A 24,960-nucleotide genomic window follows, 5' to 3' on the forward strand; every position below is an offset into this window, starting at 1 on the left:
TCAATCATCAATCATGTCGATTATAAAGCACGTGTTAAAATTTCGCGAGCCACTTCTGGTGTTATGTCACCTTTTTCACCAAGTTGTGTCATGCCATGGTCTTTTAATTGCTTCACAACTGTATCCACAGCTTCTACACCAATACCATAGTCTTTCAAATGAGTAGCTACGCCAAGGGATTCGAAGAATTCACGAGTTTTTGCGATAGCCTTATCCGCTTTTTCTTCTTTTGTACCTTCTGTGATATGCCATACACGTGTAGCGTATTGTGCCAATTTTTCAAGCTTATCAGCCTTTTTCACTTCCAATAATGCAGGCAATACGATAGCTAATGTTATACCGTGATCAAGATGGTACGCAGCAGTTAACTCATGGCCAATCAGATGAGTTGCCCAGTCTTGTGGCACGCCGGCACCAATTAAACCATTTAATGCCAATGTAGAGGCCCACACGTGGTTAGCACGAATATCGTAGTTTTCTGGATTTTCTACTGTTTCTTTGCCGATTTCAATCATAGTTTTTAAAATACCTTCGCTGAAACGATCTTGAATACGACCTTCTACAGGGTATGTTAAATACTGCTCTGTGGTATGCACAAAGGTATCGATAACGCCATTCTTAACTTGTCTTTCAGGCAAGGTGAAAGTCAATGTTGGATCAAGCATGGAGAACTTAGGGAATACTAAGCTGCTAAATACAGGAAATTTACCATTTCCATACGTAATAACAGCACCATTGTTCATTTCGGAACCAGTTGCAGGTAGTGTCATAACTGTGCCAAATGGTAATGGATTTGGTACCATGTCTACCGGAACCTCTGGCACACCAACTTTCATTACCTCAATAACGGGACCATCATAGGTAGCACCCATAACGATAAGTTTTGTAGCATCTACTACAGAACCGCCGCCTACAGCGAGAACGAAATCTACGCCATGTTCTTTAATGAAAGCTACCGCACGTTCACAAGTTTCAAGAGATGGGTTTGGCTCAATACCACCAAACTGCTCAACCTTGCGGTTACCAAGAGCTTTCACAATGCGATCAATAAGACCACTGTGCACAGCGGAGCCACCACCATAAGTAATGAGCACCTTTGCATCCTTTGGTACCAATGTATCTAATTCATCTAAACGGTCTTTACCAAATACGATATGTGTAGGGTTATAAAAATCAAAATTATACATACATCCTCCATTAATCCGACATATAGATATATGAATCCATATTAGAATTATACAAAAATATTTAAAATATAAATTTACTACCTAGCGATCACACATTCAATATAACACATTAATCAATATATTATATTGAATTGTATTATAAATGAGCTAGAATTTCACCATAGTTTTAATCTATAGCTAACTGATATGCTTTTATCATATACAAATCCCCTTCATCCATGATAGGATATAACCATTATAAGACTTGAAAGGGATGATTATATGAAATTAAAAACATTGTTAGCACCATTACTTATCGGTGCTCTTGCATTTGCTATCGCTGGTTGTGGTAGTACATCAAATCAATCAACACAAACACAAAAAGAAATCAAAATAGGTGCTACATCTGGTCCTCATGCACAAGTAGCTGAAGCTGTAGCAAAAGAAGCTAAAAAACAAGGAATCGATCTTAAAGTAGTTGAATTCTCAGACTATGTAACACCTGATAAAGCCCTTGCAGATGGCGATATTCAACTGAATGCTTATCAACATGTACCATTTATGGAAAACTTTAACAAACAAAATGGTTCCAACTTAGTAGCAATCGGTAAAACAATTTTGGTGCGTATGGGCTTATATAGTAATAGCGTACACAGCGTACAAGATGTACCTGAAGGCGCTACTGTTTCTATCCCAAATGACCCTACTAATGGTGGTCGTGCATTAGCATTATTAGCTAAAGCTGGATTAATTACGTTAAAAGATGGTGTCGGCTTCAAAGCAACAGTTGCAGATATCACATCTAACCCGAAGAATATAAAGATTCAAGAACTAGAAGCAGCTCAATTACCTCGTAGTCTAGATGATGTAACAATTGCAGTTATTCCAATGAACTATGTGCAAAGTGCTGGTCTTAGTGTAGAAAAACAAGGTTTCTTCTTCGAATCTAAAGATGAACCACTAACAGTTATCGTACTTGCAGTTCGTAGTGAAGACAAAGACAACGAAACATACAAAAAAATTGCAGATATTTACAAATCTGATGCTATTAAACAATACATCGACGAAACATTCAAAGGCACTATTACAACTGCCAACTAATAAAGTTTATATCGTCACTATATAACTAAAAAGAGATGCCCCAATGATTACAATCATTGGGGCATCTCTTTTTTACTCTTCTGTATCAAATGTAACATCTAATGGTTGACGCTCTACAATATTGCGATATCGTACTTTAGGATATCCCATAAGAATGCCACCAGCTACAATTTTATCATCAGGTACACCTAATTCATCTAATAATGGTTGGTATTCAGCTTCTCCAGCATGTTCAAAGAAACCAGCCCAACAAGTACCAAGGCCTAAAGTCGGCGCATATAGCTCAGCATAAGACAAGCAAGAGTGACCACTATCATGGGTACGATGAATATCTTTTTTAGAGCCAATTGCCACTACGAGAGCCGGCGCATCGCGCAAGATATACTCCTTGCCTTTATCTACCTCTGCTTGAGCAGCACGAGCATAGAGACGCATAATCGGTACTGTTTTTGCAGCCAGATGCATCCACTCTAGAACAAGATCAGCAATACGGCGCAACGTTTGTTTATCTCGGATTACTATATACGAAATACCTTGTGTGTTAGTCGCTGTTGGCGCCATTCTTGCAACGTTTAGCACTTTGCGAATGAGCTCTACAGGGACTGGTCTATTTTGATAGTTACGAATAGAGCGACGACTACGCATGAATAGCTCAGCTTGCTCAGGCGTTAACTTAGGTTCCTTTGTAATATCGATTTGCTCCTTACGCGGTGTCATATCGCTATCAAGAGCAAGCGTTGGGCATACGGAAATACAATGCCCACAGGAGATACAACCTCCCCTGCCAGTTACAGGTCCAGCATCGGACATCACCAGCAATCCGGTCGGACAGTCAGCAACGCAAAGGCCGCATCGTGTACAGACTTCTGTATTGACGGTAAATAACATCTGAATATCCTCCAAATACTACTATAAAGCCTATTATAACATACAAAATCAAGTCATATCTAGTTTTAAACAATTATTCTAATTGTAATGGAGCTAATCCCTGTTCCTATATTTGCCTTTTGGATGGGGCCCCGTTTCATTAATACAACTTGGTAAAAAAAGTAAGAATACGCTTGCTTGCTCCGTTCTTCGCAAAGTCGTTGCACAAGCGTATTCTTACTTTTTTATCACTGTATTTATAAAGATGCCCCATCCAAAAGCGTAAATAATCTAGCTAATACTTATATAGAGTCATTACAATTACACCTTGAAATAAATCATAGAAAACACTATCATTTTACACATTATAATAAACTTTATAGTAGTGGCGCCATGCCCACCGTATGGGAAGGACTAGCCAGAGGCTAATCTACTGGCTTGTCTTGATGCAAATTCAGTCAAAACTACTTAACCGCTCTCGCCTCTCCGCTCCTCTAATTATAAAAGCATATTGAGTAAATATCGAATGTAGCTTGTCATGGGGCCGCTCTGTATATTAGTAGGGTAAGTCGCTTTGCTATGGGACTAATTTACATCAGGTGTTATAAAAATGAAACTGGATACCCCTGCAGCGACTTTACGAAGGACGGAGCAAAGAGGTACCCAGTTTTATTTTTAATTAAGTTGTCGCAATGAAACGGGTCCACATAGCAATCGACGTAGAAACTACTTATATGCTAGGGCCCCATGACAAGCGGAAACCACATTTACTCAAATGCTTTTATAAGTTCCATGTATTGCGCTTTGTGTGTCATTCTCCATGTCCCAAAGTCTGGTTCTGGAGATTCGTTTAGAATATTTGCCAAAGATTCCAAAAATTCTGGAATTTTTGTAGCTACAATATTGCCAGCCATTTTACCGAAGTTTTCAGAACCCATGTGTTCTGATCCACCATCTACAAGGATGAATGCTACCATAGGTTTTTTATCTACTAATTTTACAGCACCATGGAATCCAATTTCACCGATTTGGTGTGTACCACAAGAATGTGGACAGCCGGATATATGTAAACGAGGTAGTTTTCTTGTGTCTACACCCTTTTTTTCAAGGTGTGCGAAGATATCTTTTAACAGACCGTTAGAGTCTTGCATACCAATCTGACATATAGTAGAACCAACACAAGATACGGAACGGCGGAAATCATTTTCGGCACTATCATCAGTTATTTCCGCAATTTTGCGTGCTTCATCAGCTGTAAGATTAATGAAGAACAATGCTTGGTCTGGCGCAATACGTGCTTCTACTTGGTCAAGTGTCACTGCATAGTCAAGGGCAGCCAACAAGTGTTCTACGTTCGCATCACCACCTGCTGGATGGTATTCTACGTAATATAAACCTTCTTGTTTTTGACGGTGAATACGATAATTTTCCACAGAATCATCACGCTTACCAGTTTTTGTAATTTCATAAGCATAATCAGCTGGATTAATAGTTAGGTGTTCTACTTCTTTTACCATAGCTAGAGTTTCTTCATAGATCTTGATGAAAGTTTCCGCCCCACCCATTTCAGCAGGCATATAACGGGTACGAGCCTTACCGCGGTTTTTGAAGTTACCATGGTTAGCAAAAACCATAAGCATAGCTTTCACATGGTACAAAACATCCTCAGGCGCTACATCATGTGCCACCGGAATACCAATGCGAGGATTAGGACCAATACCACCACAAGCATACACATCAAAAGTATTGTGTTTTGTTAAGTTAAAACCTAGGTCCTTGAACGTAGAATGTGGGGTACTATCAAAACCATTATCTATACCCATTTTAAATTTGCGAGGGATCTTGATATAGAACATTTGCTCCATAAGAAATACGCTAATAGCTGTTGCATATGGCGTAATATCTAAAGTTTCACGAGGATCAATGCCACGTAAAATACTAGCCACCACATTGGGATTGTCACCGCCAGCGCCACGGTTATAGATACCGTGGTCATAACATTCCTTATAGAGACTCAATATAGTATCACCATCAAGGCCATGCATTTGTAAGCATTGGCCGGTAGTGAAATGTACGTGTTGCAGGTTATATTTACGAATGGAGTCCGCTAAAAACTGCATGTGCTCGCGCGTCATGCGACCACCGTTGAAGCGCCAACGGCTCATGCCAGTATTTGCACCGCGCTCAGCGTAACTACCATAAGCACCAGATTGTCCTTTATAGTCTGCAATGGATAGTTCTTTCTTATAGAACTTATGTGTCATATCCTCAAACTTTGGATAATCTGCAATTAATCGATCTTTCAATTCTTGTGTAATCATACTATTACCCTCTTGGCTTATATTTATTAAGCATAATTCGTAACTTTATAACGCTTAGTATACCATATATGCATAAGTATGTTAGTAGCTAAGCTCACAATTTCAATATCGATTATTAATAATATAGTTTACAATCTGTAATAATTATCACTTTTAAAAAGGCAAAAGAAGCTGTAACCAAATGTGGTTTTACCACATTCAGCTACAGCCCCTTTTTATAATAATTATATGATTAAGTGTTGCTAGTTTTTATACGCGACCTTCGTTAGGATTATTGTATGCGTCTTTATCGATAGTTCCCATGATTTTATCTACTACGAGAGCATTTGTTAAGGAACCAGATACGTTCAAGCATGTACGGCCCATGTCGATCAATGGATCGATAGCTAAGATTGGACTAATGGAGGTGAAGTATGCACCAAGGCCTGTCCCACTAAGGGATACGGATGCAGCCATTGTAGCCGTACCTGGCACACCTGCGATACCAACGGAACCGATAGCGATAACGATAACACTCATGATGTACATAGTCATATCGAATGGAATATTCGCTACATTAGAAATGTAAACAACAACAAGTGCAGGGAATACGCCGGCACAACCTTGCATGCCCGCAGTAGTACCGAAGGAAGCTACCGTATTAGCCGTTGTAGCATTTACGCCAAGACGTTTTGTCAAGGTCTCTACAGTTAATGGCAATACCCCCATCGAAGAACGAGAAGTAAACGCCAATAAGAGTGGTGCTTTCGCTTTCTTGAAGTATGTAATCGGATTGTAACCAAAGCTAGTAATCAAGATCGCTTGTACAACAAACATAATCAAAAGACCAACGTAAAGCAATACTACGAACAAGCCCATATCGAGAATAGCTTGTACACCGCGTGTTGCCAATGTAGAAGCTAATAAGGCAACTACACCATATGGCATAAGACCAATAATGAAATCAGCTACCCAGGAAATCAACTGGTGAAGTTCATTAAATAGTTTTGTGAATACCTCCATAGAGTTTGTCCCTGTTTGTTTTAATAGACGAGCTACGCTACCCAAGATAATTGCAAATACAACAATGCCGATAACATTTGTTTCAGCAGCCGCTTGAATTGGATTGCTTGGAATTAGTGCTCGGAATGTATCAACCATAGGTTTGATTTCACGAATCTTCTTACCAGATTCAACAATATCAAAACCTTGACCTAAACCGAAGGCATTCCCCAAAATTAGACCGACTATAGCCGCAACGGCTACCATGCCGAGATTCGTAGAAATCATAGCAACTACTAACTTTTTGAGGTTAGCACCTGCCTCCATGTGCAAAATAACGTGAACAATAGAGATAAAAACGATAGGAATAACAAGCATGCGGATTAAGTCAATGAAACCGCCCCCTACGAGAGAGAACCACTTTGTACTTTCCTTGATATAAACCACTTTGGATGGATCATCAGGGAAGCCTGCAATAATTTGGACCGCTATACCAAGTACGGCACCAGCAATAGTACCAATAATAACGAGATTACCGAAGGATGTGCCCTTGCGTTGCAATACATAAATACCTATTAACACGAGCACGAACACCGCGATAATACCAATACTTAATGGATTGCTTAACATGAGGTAATCTGTAAAGAATGGAATATTCATAATACACCTCTTTAATTCATATCACAACAATAGGTTATGAACTTAGTATAGCATATATCGAAAAAAATACAAGTACAATATTTAATTTTTGATAACATTTAATGTATTCTGTAATATATGCACCAAAAGGCGATTTTCTAAAAGAAAATCGCCTTTAGTAAATCTAGCTATTATATTATCTATTAACTAAGATATAGGTTACTTGGATAGGACCATGAGCACCATCTACAGTTACCAATTCGATATCCGCTGTACGGGACGGACCAGAAATCAAGCAGATATTTGTAGGGAACTTAGCTGGATCGTTATGATACCGTTCAGCCAAATGTTCCATTGTTTGTGTCATACGTGGATTAATTGTGTCAGTATACAACACAGCAATATGTGTTGTAGGCAACAAACTAATCACACGGCCAGAATCCTCACCAGAAGCTTGTACTACAGTAGCAGTTTCCGCAATACCGCAGTATGGGAATGTAATACCAATATCAGCATTAGCAGTATTAGAAATACATTCTTCACGACCTTTAGCTGGATCCCATTGGAAGTATGTACGAGTGCCGCCATTATTAGTTGCATCTTGTTCGAACAATTCTTTTAATTTATATTCTTCTACTTCAGGAGAGCTTGGGAATACAATTTTACCGTTTCCCCAGTCGTCGATAGCTGCCAAAATTGTTTCACCTAGTTTGTCAGGTGTAGTTTCAACGAATTTTGTACCAACACGTTGACATTGTTCCTTAAACATTGTCAAAATTTGATCGCGATTCAAATCTTGGAACATAGTTTCTTGAGGACCATGGCTATAATCAAAGCCTTCTACAAAAGCAGGGCACATTTCTTGATCACGGCCTAATGCACGAGATAAACGTGCAATAAATTGATTACGTTTAGCTACATCCATTATTTTTTCTCCTTCTTCTTGTTCTTTTCATGTTCAGCATACAAATCACGGAATTTCTTGAATTTCAAGGAACCCAATTCTTTAGATTTAGTCCAACCGTTCATAACTGGAATAGCTTGAGTCCATTCAGGCATGTTACCCTCTTTATTACTAATTAAGTTCATACCGATAGCACCAGCTTTTGTGCCAAGATCAAATAATGTTGCATTACCAAACATCTTAGCAGCTGCTGTGAAGATAGCTTCTTCTGCTTTTGGACGAGTCTTTTCAATATCAGCCATGATATGACGGTGCTCCATCAACAATTCATGCAATGGAATAGCTACTGGACAGTTTTCTGTACATGCACCGCATAATGTAGAAGCATATGGAAGATCGCCGGCTACATCGTAACCTTTGAATAATGGAGTCAATACAGCACCCATTGGACCTGGATATACAGAACCATATCCATGACCGGAAACGTGACGGTATACAGGACAAATATTCATGCATGCGCCACAACGGATACAACGTAGCATTTCTTGGAATGTCCCACCCAAGATGCCAGAGCGTCCGTTATCGATAATAATGATATGAGTTTCTTCGGGACCATCAGCTTCACCAGAACGCGCAGGGCCAGTCATCATGGAGAAGTAGTTAGAAATTTTAGAACCTACTGCAGAACGGTTCAACATTTCCATCATAACATCAAGAGCTTTAAAATCAGGAACAATACGTTCTGTACCTAAGAAGATCAATTGAGTCTTAGGAATAGAGCTAGCCATACGACCGTTACCTTCGTTGGAAACGATTGTACATGTACCAGATTCAGCAACTGCAAAGTTACAGCCGTTAACACCTACATCAGCTTTTAAGAAGCGCTCACGTACATAACCGCGTACAAAGTGAGTCATTTCCGTAGGGTTTTCAGTTCCTGTATAACCTAATTTTTCAGCGAAAATTTCGCGAATTTTGTTACGTTCAAAGTGAAGACCTGGTACTACGATGTGAGATGGAGGACTTACTGCAGTTTGCAAAATAAATTCAGCCAAGTCAGTTTCGTTAACTTCAATACCAGCTTCTTCTAACACTTCGTTCAAACCAATTTCTTCAGTTAAGATAGTTTTGGATTTAACGATCATTTTTGCTTCGCGTTGGCGAAGGATATCTAATGCAATTTGAGTTGCTTCTTTGTCATCGAACGCAAAGTGAACTTTAGAACCAGCTTTTTCAGCGTTGTCAGCAAATTGACTTACATAGTAATCCAAGTTGTTAAGTACGTGATCGCGAATTTTAGCCGCTTCAGCGCGGAAATCTAACCATTCAGGAACATCCGCAACTACTGTATTACGTTTATCATAAAACACGTCTTGTGCTTTTTTAATAGCTGCAACTTTGAAATCGTCAGCCAAACATTCTTTTATACGTGTTTTATAGGGGCGATTGTCATATATAAGTGCCATGTCGTCTCCTCCTTAACGGCAGTTTAAGATTTCAGCAATATGCATAACTTTGATACGGCGATCAATTTCGCCTTCTTTATGAAGACGATCAAGCATACCAGCGATGTTCATCAAGCACGCTTGGTCAGAACCGGAGATAACGTTGGCACCTGTGCCAGCAATTTCCAATGCTTTTTCGCGTGTCATAACTTCACTGATTTCAGGGTTTTTAACTGAGAAAGTACCGCCGAAACCACAGCAACGATCTGCACGTGGTAATTCAATCAAGTTGATATCTTTAACGTTTTTAAGGAGTTTGAAAGGAGGCTCTTTAATGCCCATCAAACGAGTTACGTGGCAAGATGTATGGTATGTTACGGATTCGTTGAAACGAGCCCCTACATCTTCAACACCTAATACGTCAGTAATAAATTGAGTGAATTCGTAAATTTTACCACTCAATTTTTCTGCGCGCGCCAACCACTCTGGTTGATCTTTTAAGAAATGATGATATTCATCGCGGATTGCAAAAGCGCAAGAACCGGACATGCTGACTACATATTCAGCGTTCTCAAAGCATTCGATTGTATTCTTAATTGCATCCATAGCTGCGTCATTGTAACCGGAGTTAGTAAACATTTGTCCACAGCATACTTGTTTCTTAGGTACTACAAGCTCACAACCTAATCTTTCAAGTACTTCTACACCAGCCATACCTACATGAGGGTAGAACATGTCAATCAAACACTGTTGGAAAAGATGAATTTTCATATTATCTTCCTCGTCTTTTCTAGTACTTAACCTAATAAAAAATTTTGATATGTATGTGTTATGGCAATTTTTAGTAGTGAATTTTTCGACTAAATTTCTGCCCTGAACATTACTTATGCTTTCAAATAAATATTCAAAAGCTCATCGCTATAATTATAAATTAATCATGTAGATATTGTCCAAAGAATTGCTATATTCGTATGTACCCTTTTATTTCTTATATCGTTATGACTTTTTGTAATAGTAAACATTGAATTTTATCACATCTATTATTTCATTTATCATTTTTTCTTGTAAAAGCCCCATGAAATCTAGATTTTGCGAATGTTTATCATTTTGCATTTTTAACTACTAGAAAATCAACTTTTATCTATATTTCATTCTATATTTATATAATCAAACTTAATTTTTCAAATTCATGTAAGTTTTATCCTTATATATTACATTTTCTTATAGTAGTGTATAAATTTAAAAAGTGTTATAATTTATTTTATATAAGTATAGTTTGAAAGGAGCCCTTTTCATGAAACTAAATAAATTATCTTTGTCTTTAGCAATTACATTGGCCCTTGGCTCTACATTCAGCATGGCTCACGCTGAAACAACTGCGACTCATATAAAATCCGAAGTATCTAATGTGGCTACTAGAGCTGAAGTTTCTGCTAAAGCGGATGAACACCGTGTTGATACATCTGTTAAAAACGATACTAAACGTATTGATACATCCGTAAAAAATGATGCTAAACATGGTAGCACAGTTGTAAAACGTGATGCAAAACATGCTGATGCATCTGCTAAAAACGCTGCTAAACGCACTGATACATCCGTAAAAAACGATGCTAAACGCGTTAACACTTCTGTAAAAAATGACGTTAAACGCATTGATACTTCTGTAAAAAATGATGTAAAAGAAGATGCTGTAAAGGTAGAAGGTAAAAAAGCTGTAAAAGCTAAAGAAAACTTACCTGCTGGTATATACCCCGACACAAAAGATAACTGGGCTCGCGATGCTATCCAAGCAATGACACAAGCCGGTTACCTTTCTGGTTATGCTGATAATACATTCAAACCTAGTGCACAAATTACTCGTGAGCAAGCAGCTGCTATTTATGGCAAAGTGCTACAACACAACTTAAACGAACAAGAATTAGCGGAGATTGCAACAAAAGAATCCTCTACCTCCTACTCTGACGTGGAAGCAGATCGTTGGTCTAGCTCTGCTATCAAATTAGTTAGTGCTGCAGGCGTAATGGAAGGCACATCTAAAACAGCTTTCACACCTAGCAAAACTATGGACCGCGAACAATTCGTTGCATCCGCCGCTAGCCTAGCTAAAAAATTAAATCTTTCTACACCTGTAAAAGCAGAAAAAGTAACATTTAAAGACGAAGCTAGTATCTCCTCTGCTTACTTGGCAGATATCCAATACATGGCTCAACGTGGCATCGTAGCATCTGGGGCAACAGAAAACTTTAACCCTAAACAACCTGTAACAAGAGCACAAGCGGCAACAATCTTGAACCGCATGCTTAATGGTGCTGGCCTTGCAACACCGAAACACAGTACATCTGAAGCTAAAGCTGAAACAACTGTAAAAGAAGATATAAAGAAAGCTGATACAGCAATCGAAAAAGAGGCCTCCAAAGTAAATAAAGATGCAAAAAAAGATATGTCCAAAACTGATAAAGACATGAAAAAAGAGGCAGAAAAGGCAGATAAAGTAGCCAAAGCTGAGGCAAAAAAAGCTGACAAAGACTTAAAGGGCAACAAAAATGCTGCAGTAGCGGAAAAAGCTGAGCCTACTCACACAGTTCGCCCTGTTCGTCGCAGCACACTAAAAGCACTTGATCAAAAACAACAAGCTGCATTAGAAGACAAAGTATTTTCTGAATTAAATAAAACTTATAAAACAGAAGATGCATTCCAAAATTATGGCGTAATGTACTGGCGTGACAATCAATTACACGTAGCTTTGAAAACAGACAGCGATATTTCCACAGTAAAAGCTAACCTTGCAAACCGTGGTGATTCTACTGTAAATAACTATGTTGTAGTTGAATCCTCCCAATACAGCCAAGCTGAATACGATGCAATCGATACAAACTTCCGCAACTACTACAACAAAAATGAAAAAGCAGGTACAATTCTAGCTACATTCCCTGATGTAGAAAATAACCAACTTTACGCAGTTGTATCTACAGCATCTAAAGAAACACAACAAGGGATCTCTAAATTATTCGGTTCCAAAGTAAAAATGACAGTAAAACGCTAATCGGCGTTACACTTAACCAGCCAAGGCAGCGTATACTCGATAGTACTACGCTGCTTTGTTGTATATCACTATGCATGCCAACTAATTGACTATGATGCGACGGATATAGCTTTTTATGCTGGTGAAAGTTTATATTCTACGGCTATCAAGCGCTAGCCTTTACCATGATTAGGAAGGATTTTTATGTACAAGAATACCCCTCACGCATTACGTGCCCTCGTACTCGGCACATTATTGACTACAACAGTCCTTGGTTTTGCTTCTGCAAACACAACCACTACAACTCATGCTCCTGCAACTACTGTTGAAGCCACTAAAATGGAAACAACTAAAGCACCAATGGCTAAAACAGATGCTACGAAGATGGAGACTACTAAAACAGAAGCGGCTAACGTCAAATCTACTAATACTGCCTCACCTGCAATTGTAAACACCTCTATTGGTACGTCTCAAGATATTCAAAAAATTCGCGCCCACATCTTTACAGATGTGCCTAGTGATTTTTGGGCAGCTAACTCGATTAGCACTGTAACAAAAGCAAACCTAATGAAGGGGTATTCCGATGGTACATTCCGACCTAACCAACCTATGACACGTGAAGAAGTAGCAGCGCTCTTCAACAATATCACAGATGATGGTACGGCCGCCTTTTTATCAAGTAAATTTAAAGATATTACATCTGACCGTTGGTCTGCTCTTGCTATTGAATCTGTAGCGCGCAAGAATATCATCAGCGGATATGGTGATGACACATATAAACCAGAAAAATATATGTCCCGTCAAGAGTTTGCTGTAGTAGCGGATAACTATATCCATTATTTAGGATATACTACTGAAGACCCAACAGTTCTTGATAATATATCCTATGGAGACCAAAAATTCGTGGCTCCTTGGGCACAAGATGCCGTTCGCGAGCTTGCCTATCTTGGGTTTACAAACTACGCTCCAGGTACATTATTTAACCCTGAAAAATATGTAACTCGTGCAGAAGCAGCGGAAATTGCGTACCGCATGACACAAACAGAACAAGCACTTGCCTTCCACAACACATTGCTCAAGCAACAAGTAGAAAATAAAACAGCTAATATCATCGACAAAGCATTAGGTTATGGCAATGATTTCACCAAATTCCGTCAAGACGGGGCCCTCTTCTGGGAGGCAGGCCAATTACATGCATCTTTAACGGATCAAAAGAAAACTGACCTCGTCTCCAAAGCAATTACAGAGGCTCATGACCCACAGCTAGATAGAACTGTAGTCGTATCAAAAGGTAAATTAAATCAGGCCCAACTAGAGGAGTATCAATCCGATGCCATTGCCCTTTACCAACAAAAAGAACCTCAAGGAAAGATTCTTTCCATCTCCCCAAATACTGATACGAGTGCCCTTCTCATTACCGTTGATTCTATTCAAAAATCGACATTGAAAGCATTTAAAAAGAAATTCCATGATAATGTATTCTTACAATTACCACCGGAACCGCTTACAAAGTCAGACGGAAATATTCAATTCCCATTACCGCCACGCGTAAACTATTATAACGACAAACAATAACATAGAAAAAAAGAACCGCCCCCTTAGGAGCGGTTCTTTTCACAATTAAACAGCTGTTACTATACACACATAATCGAATTTACACAGTTCGATTATTTTTTTGTTACATCATTTTCGCGGTCACGCAAGATACCAACTGGTACATATACCGTACCTGCACTATGGATTGCATCTACGTCTTGTTGCAAGATCATTACAACGGAATAATCATCTGTTGTGTAGAATTCAGTAGGCATTTTATCGATATTTACATCGCCACCTAATTTATCTTTCACATCTTGATTATTATTAATCGCATTCACCAATTCTTTTTTATTAAGACCACCAAGATCGTACAAGGACAATTGTCGACCTGTTGTGGTGTTAAATGTGAAGCCTTTTACATAGTTTACACCATTGGCATCATGATCACGCATAGTATATGTGTGAATCAATACGCTGAAAATACCGTTTTTATCTGTTTTAACATCATAGTACATAACTACATTTGTTTTATCAGATTCTTTAGCATTTAACTTTTCTACATCATTTTGTATTTTAGAAACATACTTTTTGATGGTCGTATTGATTGCTTTTTCTACCGTAGGGCTAACAGATTTAACCTCTGGGAATACTAAATCCAAATGATCTGTAGTAGACTCCACAGGTGATACAGCAACCTCTTTGCGATCCATATAACGGTCCGCATTTGGAGCTACCACTTCAACTGCATTACGATCTACTTTAGACGCTTTAGAGCGCAACGCACGGTTCTGCTCAGGTGTAGCAGTGCTAGAAATACGATATGTTAAATCATTACGATTTACACGTTTCGCATTTGTTTGATTTGCTTGTACATTTACAGTATCTTGCGTTACAGGTATTACTTCGCTTGCTGCGAAGGAGACTACTGGCAATGCAGCAGCCATAATGATGAGTACAGACTGTTTTAATTTCATTGTTTAACCTCTTATTGTTCTTGCTCAGCTTTCATAGCAAGAGCTTCTTCTTTATTGAACTTGTGTGTAACAACACGTCGAACAAGATAGAGACCAGCGAATATGAATGCAAGCAATCCTAACCATTGTGCTGTGCTTTCAAATTCAGGACCTACTAATTCAAGTGGAGCTTCCCCACCACCAGTTGTAACAGACAATACAATAATAACAGCTATGATTACACCAATCAAGCTTTCACCAACGATCAGACCAGAAGCAAAGAGAACACCGCGGCGATTGGATTGCTCTACATCGTAGTCAGCAAGCTCACCGGCACGCATTTTAGCACGAGCTACAAGATAACGACCTACGAAGTAGCTGATGAAAGAACCAATAATAAGCGGTACTTCTAAAGTAGGTGGTAAATAAATACCCATACCAACAGCCAACGGAGGCAATGTTAAGGTAGCAGTTGTGCTCTTGAGAATCAAGTTGACGATAATCGCCACAACGCCAACGCCAACGCCGATTAAGATATAATCCCAATCCATGCTAGAGTTGAAGATACCTTGCGCAATGGTAGTCATCAAAGTCGCTTGAGGCGCAGATAATGCAGCGTTTGGATCCATTTCAGCACGTGGTAACGCACCTGTGAAACCATATGCTTGGTAAAGCAAGTTAAGAACTGGAGCAATTGCAATGGCACCGGCTACAGAACCAAGTAACAAGGCAATTTGTTGACGCCAAGGTGTAGCACCAACGAGTTGGCCAGTTTTCAAATCTTGTAAATTATCATTAGAAATAGATGCAATCGCAATAACTACGGATGTCATAAAGATAGCCATAGCGGTAGCGAACTGAACACCTTCCTGTGTAGCAAATAAATTATTTTCCGCTGCGATAAAGTATACAACCAAGGAAGAAATAATAGTCGCTAAAATACCGATACCAGAAATTGGAGAAGCAGATGTACCGATAAGGCCTGCCATATAGCCACATGCTGCAGCTACGAAGAAGCCAATCAATAAAGCTACTACGATACCTACTACAACGAGTGTCCACATTAAACCTGCACTAATAGGTACGACAGATACGAAATCCCAGAATGTAAATACTAATCCAATAAGAATAAGTATGAATACACCTAAAACGGATTTTGTACTCATATCTGTATCCATACGATGCAATTCACGTTCAGCGGAACTGCTATTCATAGATTTTACAGAAATCTTCATGCCTTCGATGATAGGTTTGATTAAGGTAATCAAAGTCCAAATCGCAGCAATACCGATAGCACCAGCACCGATAAAACGAACTTTAGATTTCCAAACAGCCATTGCAAACTTGGCAGTAGCACCGCCATCTGGAGCAAACATATTAGTGAAGTAAGGTACGAAGCCAGCCCACGCGATGAGTACACCAACGAGGATAGCGATACCAGAGGCGATACCAATAAGATAACCAGCACCTAACAACGCTGTAGAGAAGCCCAAAGGAATTTGAGTAATCCCATTGCTACCTACAGGAATCCAGAAGCTCATGCTATCGCCAAGCACTTTGAAACCATTTGCACAAAGGCTAATAAGGCCAGCTACAAAGCCACCGGACACGATATCGGTCATACCGGAGCTAGATTGAGGGCCTTGTTCACCATTGTGAGAGCCAACTTTCAAAATTTCTGCTGCTGCACGGCCTTCTGGATATGGTAGATCACTATTCACTACCATAGCACGACGCAATGGAATGGTGAATAATACACCTAGACAACCACCGCATGCGCAGAGCAAAAATGTTTGCCAGAACGGAAAGCCATTCCAATACCCAAGCATGAGTAAACCTGGCAAAATAAAGATAATGGCGGACAATGTACCAGCGGCAGAAGCCTGCGTTTGTACCATGTTGTTTTCAAGAACGTTAGAATCCTTGAAGAACCGTAAAATCGCCATTGAAATAATTGCTGCCGGAATGGATGACGAGAATGTCAAACCAACCTTCAAACCGAGATATACGTTAGATGCTGTAAAAATAACAGTAATCAATGCACCAAGTAGCATCCCACGCAACGTCAGTTCCGGCAGATGAAGGTCATGGCTCGTAAAGTCATGTTTCATAAGTACTTACCTCCTCTGTGAAATCATAAACTTAAAACAATATACTAAGCTACTTTCATTTTATCGTGTTAAAGCGATGATTTCAATATATATGCGATATTTATAATGTATACATATAAAAGATTATAAATTTAGCTTTCTCCAACAGATATCTTAAAAGGTCTATTCTGTACCCTAAACACTTTATTAGGCGTGGTAGCCCTCCAAAAGCCTCCAAAGCCACCTACCCCGCTTCGTGGGGCCGCTAAGTCGTTTTTGTAGGACCACCACGCTAATATATACCTAATCGTCTTACTATAAGAATAGACCTTTCATTATTCACCAAATAAAATATTTAACTTATAATCTTTCTACATATAACACATTATCAATCTTACATATAGATTGAAATCATAAAGGTATGGGGAAAAGGAGTGCGCAATATGCGTCCCCTTTCTTATATGCGCATTATGCATATACACCTATCAATTATATGAAAATAGAAATCATTCTCTTTTATTCTGTACAAATATACAGGATTTTATATAATTAAAGTACCGACAGTAGGGTCGGCATGTCTTTTAAGGAGGTTGTAAACATTATGGAAACAAGAATTGAATATGATTCAATGGGACCAGTCGAAGTCGACACTAGACGAATTTACGGACCTCAAACGCAACGCTCGTTCAATAATTTTAAAATCGGTGACCACCGCATCCCTATTGAACAAATCAAGGCGCTTGCGCTTGTAAAAAAAGCATGTGCTTTAACCAATGCAAAGTGTGGCGCAGTAACTGAGGAAAAAGCGAAACTCATCGCTCAAGTAGTAGATGAGATCGTGGACGGAAAATGGGATGATGAATTTCCGTTAACCGTATTCCAAACAGGTTCCGGCACACAAACTAACATGAATGTGAACGAGGTAATCGCTCACCGAGCTAAACAGTTAGATGAATCCAATCCGCTTCATCCTAACGACGATGTAAACCGCGGTCAAAGTACAAACGATACATTCCCTACGGCAATGCATATCTGTGCATACTTTGAAATTACAAAACGCGTAATTCCTGCATTGGACGGCCTTATCGGATCCTTTGAAAAATTGCAAAAAAAAGGAAAAGGATTGCAAAAAGTTGGTCGTACCCACCTACAAGATGCTACTTTTATCATGGTAGACCAAGAAATTAGCGCCTTTGTGGACGGCCTAAAAACTGCCAAAACTATGCTCCTTCAAAATGCTGACCACCTCCTCGACGTAGCACTCGGTGGTACTGCGGTCGGTACAGGTGTGAACACACCTAAGGGCTATCTAGACGTTATGGAAACTGTATTGCCAGAGGTAACAGGTGCTCCATTCCGTGTTAAGAATAACAAATTCCAAGGACTTGCTCTCAAAGATGCATTTATGATGGCTCACGGTGCACTTAACACATTAGCGACTACCCTATTCAAAATCGCTAACGATGTGCGCTTCTTAGGCTCTGGCCCTCGCTGTGGCTACGGCGAATGGCATCTTCCTGAAAACGAACCGGGCTCCTCCATCATGCCAGGCAAGGTAAATCCTACTCAATGTGAAGCTTTGACCATGGTATGCGCCCAAGTATTCGGCCACAATACAACTATGACGCTCTGTGCAGGTAGCGGTGCGTTCCAATTGAACGTATACATGCCTATCATGATCTATGACTTTGTTGAAAGCTGTCGCCTCCTCGCAGACGCTATGAACTCTTTCACAACACACTGCATCGACGGCGTAGAATTTGTACCTGAAAAGCTCAACTTCTTCGTAGAACAATCTCTCATGATTGCTACATCCTTAACACCATATATTGGCTACGACAAGAGCGCCAAGGTGGTAAAAGAAGCGTACAAACGCGGTTGCTCTATTAAAGAAATCATCTTGGAAGAAAAACTCATGACCGAAGACGAATTTGCCGAAGCAGTTCGCATGAAATAAAATCTCTCTCATATCTATGACATATCTGTAACATCCTCTCATACCTCAAATGAACGAAATATAAAAGGGACTGTAAACGAAATACTACTTTAAAGCATTCGTTTACAGTCCTTCTTTTAGTTAGGCAATTATTCTAAACGTAGAGTTACAAAATATCTAAATCAAATCTCACCTTTAATAAGTCGTATAAAGCTTATAATAAAATTACATAACTAGGCGTCTTGTCAAATGGAATTACATATTCTGAAAGACTTGTTAATTCGTCCAAATCATTACGACTTATAACATATAGATGAAGTCCATCATCTTTTTCAAATAGATCAGCTCATTCACCATACCATGGTCTTTTATAGGATAATATCTTGCTTTTTGTATCTCCATTGAGATTAAAAATCTGCAATTGATTCTCTGCAACAGCTAAACCATATCTTTCGGTCATAGATACGTCAAAATACGGAACAGAAATAGGGTTTTGAATCTGAATCTTTTTAAGATCATCTAATATCGTAATATTATTTGTATCCAAACAAACTAATTTTTCATTACGAGGAAAGGATTCTTTTATTTCACTTTCATAAACAAAGTATGCAAATTTTTTATCATATTTGGCTATTTCATCTATAATACGAACAGAATAATCAATCAATGACAAAGATACTATCCCTTTATTGGTACACATTAAAATTATGTCATCACTAAATTCGTATAATTGATAAAAATAGAATTCCTTAATATTATTAAGAATAGGTATTAACTTCTTTCCACGCCAGGTCCATAACAATGAAACCATTAAGTTTATCATTTATAATCATATAATTTACACATCGCAAAGCAAAAATTATAACATTTTCTAAACTTGGACTTTTTATCTGTTTAATAGGTTCTAAGTCTATCATCTATATTCCTTCTATAGTTTTATTAGATTATAATTCAATCATTTTTACATTAAAAGTAGTCCACAATCTTTCGTCTTTATAATATCTTTTAAACTCCTACCATTTATTATTGGATTTTCTAATAACGGTAAAAAATCATTACATTCATCTAAAAGATCCTTATTTTTCCATAGTTGCCATAATGCACCATAAGTAACAATCCCATATGTAGAATCATTATAATATAGTTCTAACTCCCTGTTACATCTCAAGCCTTCAATAACTTCGTCATATAAAGAAACATCTGAACCACTCATTGATGTTTACTCCTTCCTAATTTTTCTAGTCAAACATACTTATCCTTAAGGATCTACCGATCACCTTATAAATACTGATATTAAACGCAACAGACTAATTAGTACGCTTGGCATTTTCAAGTCATTTGCTTAATCGAATATAAACCAATTACACATATAATACTTTCTCTAAAGGTTTAAAAAATGTACAGAGATTTCTCATCATATAACTCATTGGCAAAAATATCGCTAATTGTGTGACCTTCTAAGCAAGGTATCATTAAAAAAGTGTCTAAATCTGGCTCTTTAATAACACATTCATCATTAATCCAAAATTCCCAAACAACATTATTTGGAGTCACAAAGCACTCTAAACCGTTATACCTAAATTCAATCTCTTCATTCATGTCTAGATAACCTCTTATCTCTTCTAGTTTATTCATTTTCTCCCACTAATTTTGATTTTTACTAAAAATCTACAGCACATACAATAATAATCATACTTTAATAAACAATGTACTTTACTCTTCTCAAAGATAAGAGCAACATATATTTCATTTTTATTTTAACATTAGAAATAATGATATTTCTAATTTAAACTCTGGATTTTATAAATAAATACAATAACCCCTGCTAGGATACTATCATAGCAGAGGTTAATTAGTTATAAAGGATAATAAAAAATAGAGTTACTTTCCTGATCATATAATGCAGATGTTTTATTATATAGTAAATACAGCACATATATATTAACTAAAGGTACAAATAAGCAAATAAGCCAAAAAATACTACTATTGGTATCCATCAAGCGTCTACATATCATAGTAATTACAGTATATGTAAGATAAATGTATAAAGTATATCTTAGAATGGATGGCTCAATAGTATAAGTTACAACAAAATTATACATAATAAAAGCTAAAAACACATTAAACATATGCCACTGACGAACAGTACTGCGTCCATAAAACCATAAACTATCTATTAAAATACTTTTATAGATATCAATCCAAAAAGGGTAGGACTCCTGTCGACTATAATATAACTTTAAGGTCTTAATTTGCCCATCGGTTAAATCATTTCTATTGCCCCACCACACATCAATAACTTTATTATCAAAAATAATCCCATTAGTTTCAATAGTATTATGAGCAGACCATAATTTATCGATTCCAAATGCCCAAAATAGTATCAACCCCATCAGAAAAGGAAAGAACATCTCAGGTGTATCTACGCTCCATAGTACCTCATTCCCCAATATATAATCAGTAGTGCCTCTAAAGCTAAAATTAGAACTAGAAATAGTAATACTTTTACCCAAAAGTAAAACCATTACTAAAGAAATCATTATAATGACATTAAGCCAATTAAAAGAAGCCTTTTTATAATAATTCAACCGCATGTAATTTGTAATAAAAACAAAAAGAATATAAAGAGTATGCCCTACATAAAATAACATATTATAGTATTCTTGATTATATATTCTATCAAAAGGAAGAGAAAGCATGAAAATATTTGCTTCTATGCCCAAGAAAACTAAAATATTTATTGAAAGATAAGTTTGTACATTCATCGTAAGTGTTTTAAGCTTCCTTACATATTGAATTAACGCTATTACTTCAATCTTAAACTTACAAAATTCATCAACTAAAAACTGTTTCATACTTTTAATTATCATATAGATACCAATAATGGTGAAAGTTTTTTAACAGTATTTTATATAAGCCAATATAAAACAATCACCGAAAAAAGATAGATTTCAGAACTAATGGTAAATGAATGTGCACAAATGCTACCCTCTTTTACGTCTTAAATAGTTATAAATATAGTTCCATACCACATAAAACAAAAGTGTTATGACATATGCAATAACAAAGAAATAAAAGTCTAATTCATCTTCAATCAACTCTGGATTTGTGACAAGACTATATGGAATACATATAAGTAAAAAAAGTACTAAGCCTCGCACAAAATAATTATATATTTTTAGAAATATATAATTACTCCCAACATAAAAACTATATTTTCACAACACAACTAAAAATTTTAACTCTAATATATCACAATTATTATATAAATTCATATAATAAAAAGAGGTATTGTATCTAAAATACAGTACCTCTTCTAGTTTATCCCCTATGGTCTTCTAATATTTCATAATATTTATAGTCATTAACACAACCAAGAATATAATGAAAATAGCCTGTTTTGTATTTAACAGTTCATAGGTCTCGTTAAATGTATCATCCTTAAACGCCTGTATTAGCAGTATTTCTTGTTTACTGAGTTCCAAATATAAGTCTAAATGGCATCCAATTGCCACTAGTATTGCTATTTTGAGATATCTCTTATATATATCCGCTGTCATATCGTAGATTAGAGAGATATCAAATAGCATAAGCACAATAATACATATAAGGATTTTATAAATAAAGGATTTACTATACATTAATGTATACCTATAGTGAGTTTGTCTTTCAAACTAAGCTACTCCATCAAAGAATGTAATAACCGTAATTTCTCGTGGACAGTTGATACGGATTGGAAACCAGTGTCCTGTACCATTATTAACGTAGCACACGCTTTGTTCTTCTACATAGCGACCTTTTGTATATGGTGTGCCCGTTGGTACTAACGGCATACCCATGAATACGATTTGACCTCCATGGGTATGTCCAGATAGAGTCAACGGAATCTTTCGTTCAATAGATTCTTCGAAGAATTCAGGGTGATGAGCCAATAGAATAACAAAGGCATAGTCTGGAATTCCAGATAAAGCTTTGTTAATCATGGCTTCCCGGTTGTCCTTTTTACGATCGTTATCGTACGCAACGCCCGCAATATATACAGGTTGTTTGCCGCCCATGATTTGAATATTACTATTCACGAGAATATTCATAGGTGTATTTCGTTTAAGTGCGTCAAGTACCTTATTTACATCGTGATGATACTCGTGATTTCCCAAAATAAAGTCAACCCCATCTGGGATTTGTTTTGCAAAGGTTGTCAGTCTTTCACAGACTTGCGGTAACCATGCAAGCTTATCAATGAGGTCGCCAGTGATAACAACGCGATTAGGTTTTTGTAAAAGCGCTAGTTTCAGGATTTCATCAAAGTCATCTAAATCGATACTCGGTCCTATATGAATATCACTAAGTTGAACAATTTTATAGTTTTTCAAACCAGGTGGTAGGTTCGTGTAGCCAAAGCTTTCATGAGTTACCACTACCTCTTGTTGACCCGCAAAGGCAGCATAGCTAGAGCCACCAATAGTAGCCAACGGCACTATAGTTGCAGCAGTTCTAAAGAAGGCGCGACGGCCTGTTCTATTTTCCTCTGGTGTTTTGCTCCAAATCTTATTGATTGTCCAATATAATAGACTAAGTATGATAAATACAGGAATCGCTAGAAATACGCCAAAAAGGAATCCGTAGCTTTCGGTACGGAACATATTCATCAAAGGATAGTACATCGTACCATATAAATCCACTTGATTGAGTATATAGTATCGGATAGCAGCAAACCACGCACCGATAATGATTATATAGCCCACCCAGGCAGGCCATTTCTTTTTGGGTTTCCACAAGTTGAGGAATAGAGCCCAAAATCCTACCAACCCTATTAGGAGGATGGCAGAAAAAGTAATATTAAATAGAATTCTCATTCATTACTCCTACAAATTATTTTGCGATTTCCGTCAATTTACCATGAGGACCCGCCCAAGCATAGTCGGAGAACTCATCACGCTTGATGAGCATCCAGTCCTTTGGCAATTGCTGTTGGATATCTGCAATCGATATATTATTCGCATTCCCTGTGTACGTTAAATCACCGCGGAATGCTTTCATAAACCATTTTCGGTGAGAGAAAATATGTGTTATTTCTTTCACAAGTACTGGTTGCAAAGATAACTCAAAGCCAAGGGGCTGAACTAATTCCTCAAGGCCTCGTTCTCCGTCCTCAAAGGCAGATACCATTTCCACAGATGGAAATTCCCACATGGACCGTAAAAGTCCACGATTCGGCCGTTTATGCAACAAATAATAGCCTTTATAATTCAAGATGCCCACGAATAAAGGCACCTCTACTACCTTTGTTTTCTTGATGCGCACAGGCAGTTTATCTGTATCTTCATGTTGATAGGCAGCGCACATATTTACAATAGGACATTCCCCACAACGCGGCGTTTTTGGAATGCACACAGCAGAGCCAAAGTCCATCAAGGCTTGGTTAAAATCACCAGGTCGATCGTGAGGCAAAGTCTCCTCCACGATGGCTGTAATAGTCTTTTTACCCTTAGTGCTTAAAATATCGTCAAAGATGCGATATAGACGAGCATAGATGCGCAATACATTGCCATCTACAGCCGCTTCTGGTTCGTTGTACGCCATAGATAGTACAGCCCCAGCCGTATAAGAACCTACGCCCTTTAGGGACTCCATGGTTTTACGATCGTGAGGCACGATACCGCCGTAATTTTCAACTACGTCCTTTACACCGAGGCGCAAGTTACGAGCACGGCTATAATAACCAAGCCCTTGCCAAGCATGAACCACCTCATCTTCGGAAGCCTTTGCCAAGTCTTCCAAAGTTGGGAATAGACGCATCCAGTTGTCGTAATAAGGCTTCATCGCCTCAATGCGCGTCTGCTGGCTCATCACCTCGGAAACCCAAATCTTATAAGGGTCCCCACAATCGCGCCACGGCAACTCCCGTTTATGCACATCATACCACGCCAATAGCTGTGGTACCCACTTTGGGTTCTTTTTATCAGTCATATTACCTCAAAATAGTATAAATTATG

The 24,960-nt window shown here is 38.0% G+C and carries 19 protein-coding genes; 4 read left to right on the plus strand and 15 right to left on the minus strand.

Going from position 1 to position 24,960, the window contains the following annotated elements:
• Positions 1 to 20 precede the first annotated feature (20 nt).
• Positions 21 to 1,187 carry an iron-containing alcohol dehydrogenase gene (locus ACGHIY_RS08750; RefSeq protein ID WP_287551940.1) on the minus strand — a complete coding sequence of 389 codons (1,167 nt, stop codon included), beginning with the start codon at positions 1,185 to 1,187 and terminating at the stop codon, positions 21 to 23.
• A gap of 261 nt (positions 1,188 to 1,448) precedes the next feature.
• On the opposite strand from ACGHIY_RS08750, the gene ACGHIY_RS08755 reads away from it, so the two are divergent.
• Positions 1,449 to 2,267 (plus strand): MetQ/NlpA family ABC transporter substrate-binding protein, encoded by an 819-nt coding sequence (locus ACGHIY_RS08755; protein WP_004694891.1) that lies wholly within the window; start codon positions 1,449 to 1,451, stop codon positions 2,265 to 2,267.
• A gap of 72 nt (positions 2,268 to 2,339) precedes the next feature.
• Here the strand turns inward: ACGHIY_RS08755 and ACGHIY_RS08760 are convergent, their stop codons facing one another.
• The 6 genes from ACGHIY_RS08760 to ACGHIY_RS08785 form a co-directional block, all read right to left on the minus strand.
• Complete coding sequence (locus ACGHIY_RS08760; RefSeq protein WP_004694890.1) at positions 2,340 to 3,155, minus strand: nitroreductase family protein; 816 nt, start codon at positions 3,153 to 3,155, stop codon at positions 2,340 to 2,342.
• Between the two features lie 746 nt (positions 3,156 to 3,901).
• Entirely contained in the window at positions 3,902 to 5,455 is a 1,554-nt protein-coding gene (locus ACGHIY_RS08765; protein WP_278467539.1) for a nitrite/sulfite reductase, read from the minus strand.
• 249 nt (positions 5,456 to 5,704) lie between these two features.
• On the minus strand, positions 5,705 to 7,096 hold the full coding sequence (locus ACGHIY_RS08770) for a cation:dicarboxylate symporter family transporter (protein ID WP_004694886.1): 1,392 nt from the start codon (positions 7,094 to 7,096) through the stop codon (positions 5,705 to 5,707).
• Positions 7,097 to 7,271: 175 nt separating this feature from the next.
• Positions 7,272 to 8,000, minus strand: a complete 729-nt coding sequence (locus ACGHIY_RS08775) for a lactate utilization protein C (RefSeq protein WP_058948152.1) — start codon at positions 7,998 to 8,000, stop codon at positions 7,272 to 7,274.
• On the minus strand, positions 8,000 to 9,445 hold the full coding sequence (locus ACGHIY_RS08780; RefSeq protein WP_012864877.1) for a LutB/LldF family L-lactate oxidation iron-sulfur protein: 1,446 nt from the start codon (positions 9,443 to 9,445) through the stop codon (positions 8,000 to 8,002). The genes ACGHIY_RS08775 and ACGHIY_RS08780 overlap by 1 nt, the downstream gene beginning before the upstream one ends.
• Positions 9,446 to 9,457: 12 nt before the next feature.
• The gene (locus tag ACGHIY_RS08785) at positions 9,458 to 10,195 is read right to left on the minus strand and encodes a (Fe-S)-binding protein (protein ID WP_004694880.1); all 738 of its coding nucleotides are present in this window, start codon (positions 10,193 to 10,195) and stop codon (positions 9,458 to 9,460) included.
• Positions 10,196 to 10,718: 523 nt separating this feature from the next.
• On the opposite strand from ACGHIY_RS08785, the gene ACGHIY_RS08790 reads away from it, so the two are divergent.
• Both ACGHIY_RS08790 and ACGHIY_RS08795 read left to right on the plus strand, forming a co-directional pair.
• On the plus strand, positions 10,719 to 12,467 hold the full coding sequence (locus ACGHIY_RS08790) for an S-layer homology domain-containing protein (protein ID WP_287551943.1): 1,749 nt from the start codon (positions 10,719 to 10,721) through the stop codon (positions 12,465 to 12,467).
• 183 nt (positions 12,468 to 12,650) lie between these two features.
• Entirely contained in the window at positions 12,651 to 14,021 is a 1,371-nt protein-coding gene (locus ACGHIY_RS08795) for an S-layer homology domain-containing protein (protein WP_058948153.1), read from the plus strand.
• Between the two features lie 92 nt (positions 14,022 to 14,113).
• Here the strand turns inward: ACGHIY_RS08795 and ACGHIY_RS08800 are convergent, their stop codons facing one another.
• On the minus strand, positions 14,114 to 14,959 hold the full coding sequence (locus tag ACGHIY_RS08800; protein ID WP_058948154.1) for a hypothetical protein: 846 nt from the start codon (positions 14,957 to 14,959) through the stop codon (positions 14,114 to 14,116).
• Positions 14,960 to 14,970: 11 nt separating this feature from the next.
• A complete protein-coding gene (locus tag ACGHIY_RS08805) occupies positions 14,971 to 17,049 on the minus strand; it encodes an OPT family oligopeptide transporter (protein ID WP_390525484.1) in 2,079 nt (692 codons plus the stop codon).
• 580 nt (positions 17,050 to 17,629) lie between these two features.
• Between ACGHIY_RS08805 and ACGHIY_RS08810 the strand changes: the two genes are divergently transcribed.
• Positions 17,630 to 18,985 carry a class II fumarate hydratase gene (locus tag ACGHIY_RS08810; RefSeq protein ID WP_316689721.1) on the plus strand — a complete coding sequence of 452 codons (1,356 nt, stop codon included), beginning with the start codon at positions 17,630 to 17,632 and terminating at the stop codon, positions 18,983 to 18,985.
• 325 nt (positions 18,986 to 19,310) lie between these two features.
• Here ACGHIY_RS08810 and ACGHIY_RS08815 read toward each other — a convergent pair whose 3' ends face one another.
• From ACGHIY_RS08815 to mutY, 6 genes are all read right to left on the minus strand, one after another.
• Complete coding sequence (locus ACGHIY_RS08815) at positions 19,311 to 19,775, minus strand: hypothetical protein (RefSeq protein WP_232054986.1); 465 nt, start codon at positions 19,773 to 19,775, stop codon at positions 19,311 to 19,313.
• A 150-nt stretch (positions 19,776 to 19,925) separates the two neighbouring features.
• Positions 19,926 to 20,177 (minus strand): hypothetical protein, encoded by a 252-nt coding sequence (locus ACGHIY_RS08820; protein WP_105087186.1) that lies wholly within the window; start codon positions 20,175 to 20,177, stop codon positions 19,926 to 19,928.
• A 176-nt stretch (positions 20,178 to 20,353) separates the two neighbouring features.
• Complete coding sequence (locus ACGHIY_RS08825) at positions 20,354 to 20,599, minus strand: hypothetical protein (protein WP_232054987.1); 246 nt, start codon at positions 20,597 to 20,599, stop codon at positions 20,354 to 20,356.
• 221 nt (positions 20,600 to 20,820) lie between these two features.
• Positions 20,821 to 21,819: a DUF805 domain-containing protein gene (locus ACGHIY_RS08830; protein WP_316689720.1), complete on the minus strand. Its 999-nt coding sequence runs from the start codon at positions 21,817 to 21,819 to the stop codon at positions 20,821 to 20,823.
• Between the two features lie 819 nt (positions 21,820 to 22,638).
• The gene (locus ACGHIY_RS08835; protein ID WP_316689719.1) at positions 22,639 to 23,820 is read right to left on the minus strand and encodes a metallophosphoesterase; all 1,182 of its coding nucleotides are present in this window, start codon (positions 23,818 to 23,820) and stop codon (positions 22,639 to 22,641) included.
• Between the two features lie 16 nt (positions 23,821 to 23,836).
• Entirely contained in the window at positions 23,837 to 24,934 is a 1,098-nt protein-coding gene (gene mutY / locus ACGHIY_RS08840) for an A/G-specific adenine glycosylase (RefSeq protein WP_316097878.1), read from the minus strand.
• Positions 24,935 to 24,960: the final 26 nt, after the last annotated feature.

Origin of the sequence: Veillonella parvula (genome assembly GCF_042850485.1) — a bacterium.
Taxonomy (GTDB): domain Bacteria; phylum Bacillota; class Negativicutes; order Veillonellales; family Veillonellaceae; genus Veillonella; species Veillonella parvula_Q.

Bases quoted from the DNA above. Each gene is read 5' to 3' on its own strand.
- ACGHIY_RS08815 (WP_232054986.1), bottom strand. From the start codon at position 19,775: ATGGTTTCATTGTTATGGACCTGGCGTGGAAAGAAGTTAATACCTATT.
- ACGHIY_RS08785 (WP_004694880.1), bottom strand. From the start codon at position 10,195: ATGAAAATTCATCTTTTCCAACAGTGTTTGATTGACATGTTCTACCCT.
- ACGHIY_RS08750 (WP_287551940.1), bottom strand. From the start codon at position 1,187: ATGTATAATTTTGATTTTTATAACCCTACACATATCGTATTTGGTAAA.
- mutY (WP_316097878.1), bottom strand. From the start codon at position 24,934: ATGACTGATAAAAAGAACCCAAAGTGGGTACCACAGCTATTGGCGTGG.
- ACGHIY_RS08800 (WP_058948154.1), bottom strand. From the start codon at position 14,959: ATGAAATTAAAACAGTCTGTACTCATCATTATGGCTGCTGCATTGCCA.
- ACGHIY_RS08755 (WP_004694891.1), top strand. From the start codon at position 1,449: ATGAAATTAAAAACATTGTTAGCACCATTACTTATCGGTGCTCTTGCA.
- ACGHIY_RS08810 (WP_316689721.1), top strand. From the start codon at position 17,630: ATGGAAACAAGAATTGAATATGATTCAATGGGACCAGTCGAAGTCGAC.
- ACGHIY_RS08825 (WP_232054987.1), bottom strand. From the start codon at position 20,599: ATGAATAAACTAGAAGAGATAAGAGGTTATCTAGACATGAATGAAGAG.
- ACGHIY_RS08790 (WP_287551943.1), top strand. From the start codon at position 10,719: ATGAAACTAAATAAATTATCTTTGTCTTTAGCAATTACATTGGCCCTT.
- ACGHIY_RS08775 (WP_058948152.1), bottom strand. From the start codon at position 8,000: ATGGATGTAGCTAAACGTAATCAATTTATTGCACGTTTATCTCGTGCA.
- ACGHIY_RS08830 (WP_316689720.1), bottom strand. From the start codon at position 21,819: ATGAAACAGTTTTTAGTTGATGAATTTTGTAAGTTTAAGATTGAAGTA.
- ACGHIY_RS08820 (WP_105087186.1), bottom strand. From the start codon at position 20,177: ATGAGTGGTTCAGATGTTTCTTTATATGACGAAGTTATTGAAGGCTTG.
- ACGHIY_RS08760 (WP_004694890.1), bottom strand. From the start codon at position 3,155: ATGTTATTTACCGTCAATACAGAAGTCTGTACACGATGCGGCCTTTGC.
- ACGHIY_RS08805 (WP_390525484.1), bottom strand. From the start codon at position 17,049: ATGAAACATGACTTTACGAGCCATGACCTTCATCTGCCGGAACTGACG.
- ACGHIY_RS08835 (WP_316689719.1), bottom strand. From the start codon at position 23,820: ATGAGAATTCTATTTAATATTACTTTTTCTGCCATCCTCCTAATAGGG.
- ACGHIY_RS08795 (WP_058948153.1), top strand. From the start codon at position 12,651: ATGTACAAGAATACCCCTCACGCATTACGTGCCCTCGTACTCGGCACA.
- ACGHIY_RS08765 (WP_278467539.1), bottom strand. From the start codon at position 5,455: ATGATTACACAAGAATTGAAAGATCGATTAATTGCAGATTATCCAAAG.
- ACGHIY_RS08780 (WP_012864877.1), bottom strand. From the start codon at position 9,445: ATGGCACTTATATATGACAATCGCCCCTATAAAACACGTATAAAAGAA.
- ACGHIY_RS08770 (WP_004694886.1), bottom strand. From the start codon at position 7,096: ATGAATATTCCATTCTTTACAGATTACCTCATGTTAAGCAATCCATTA.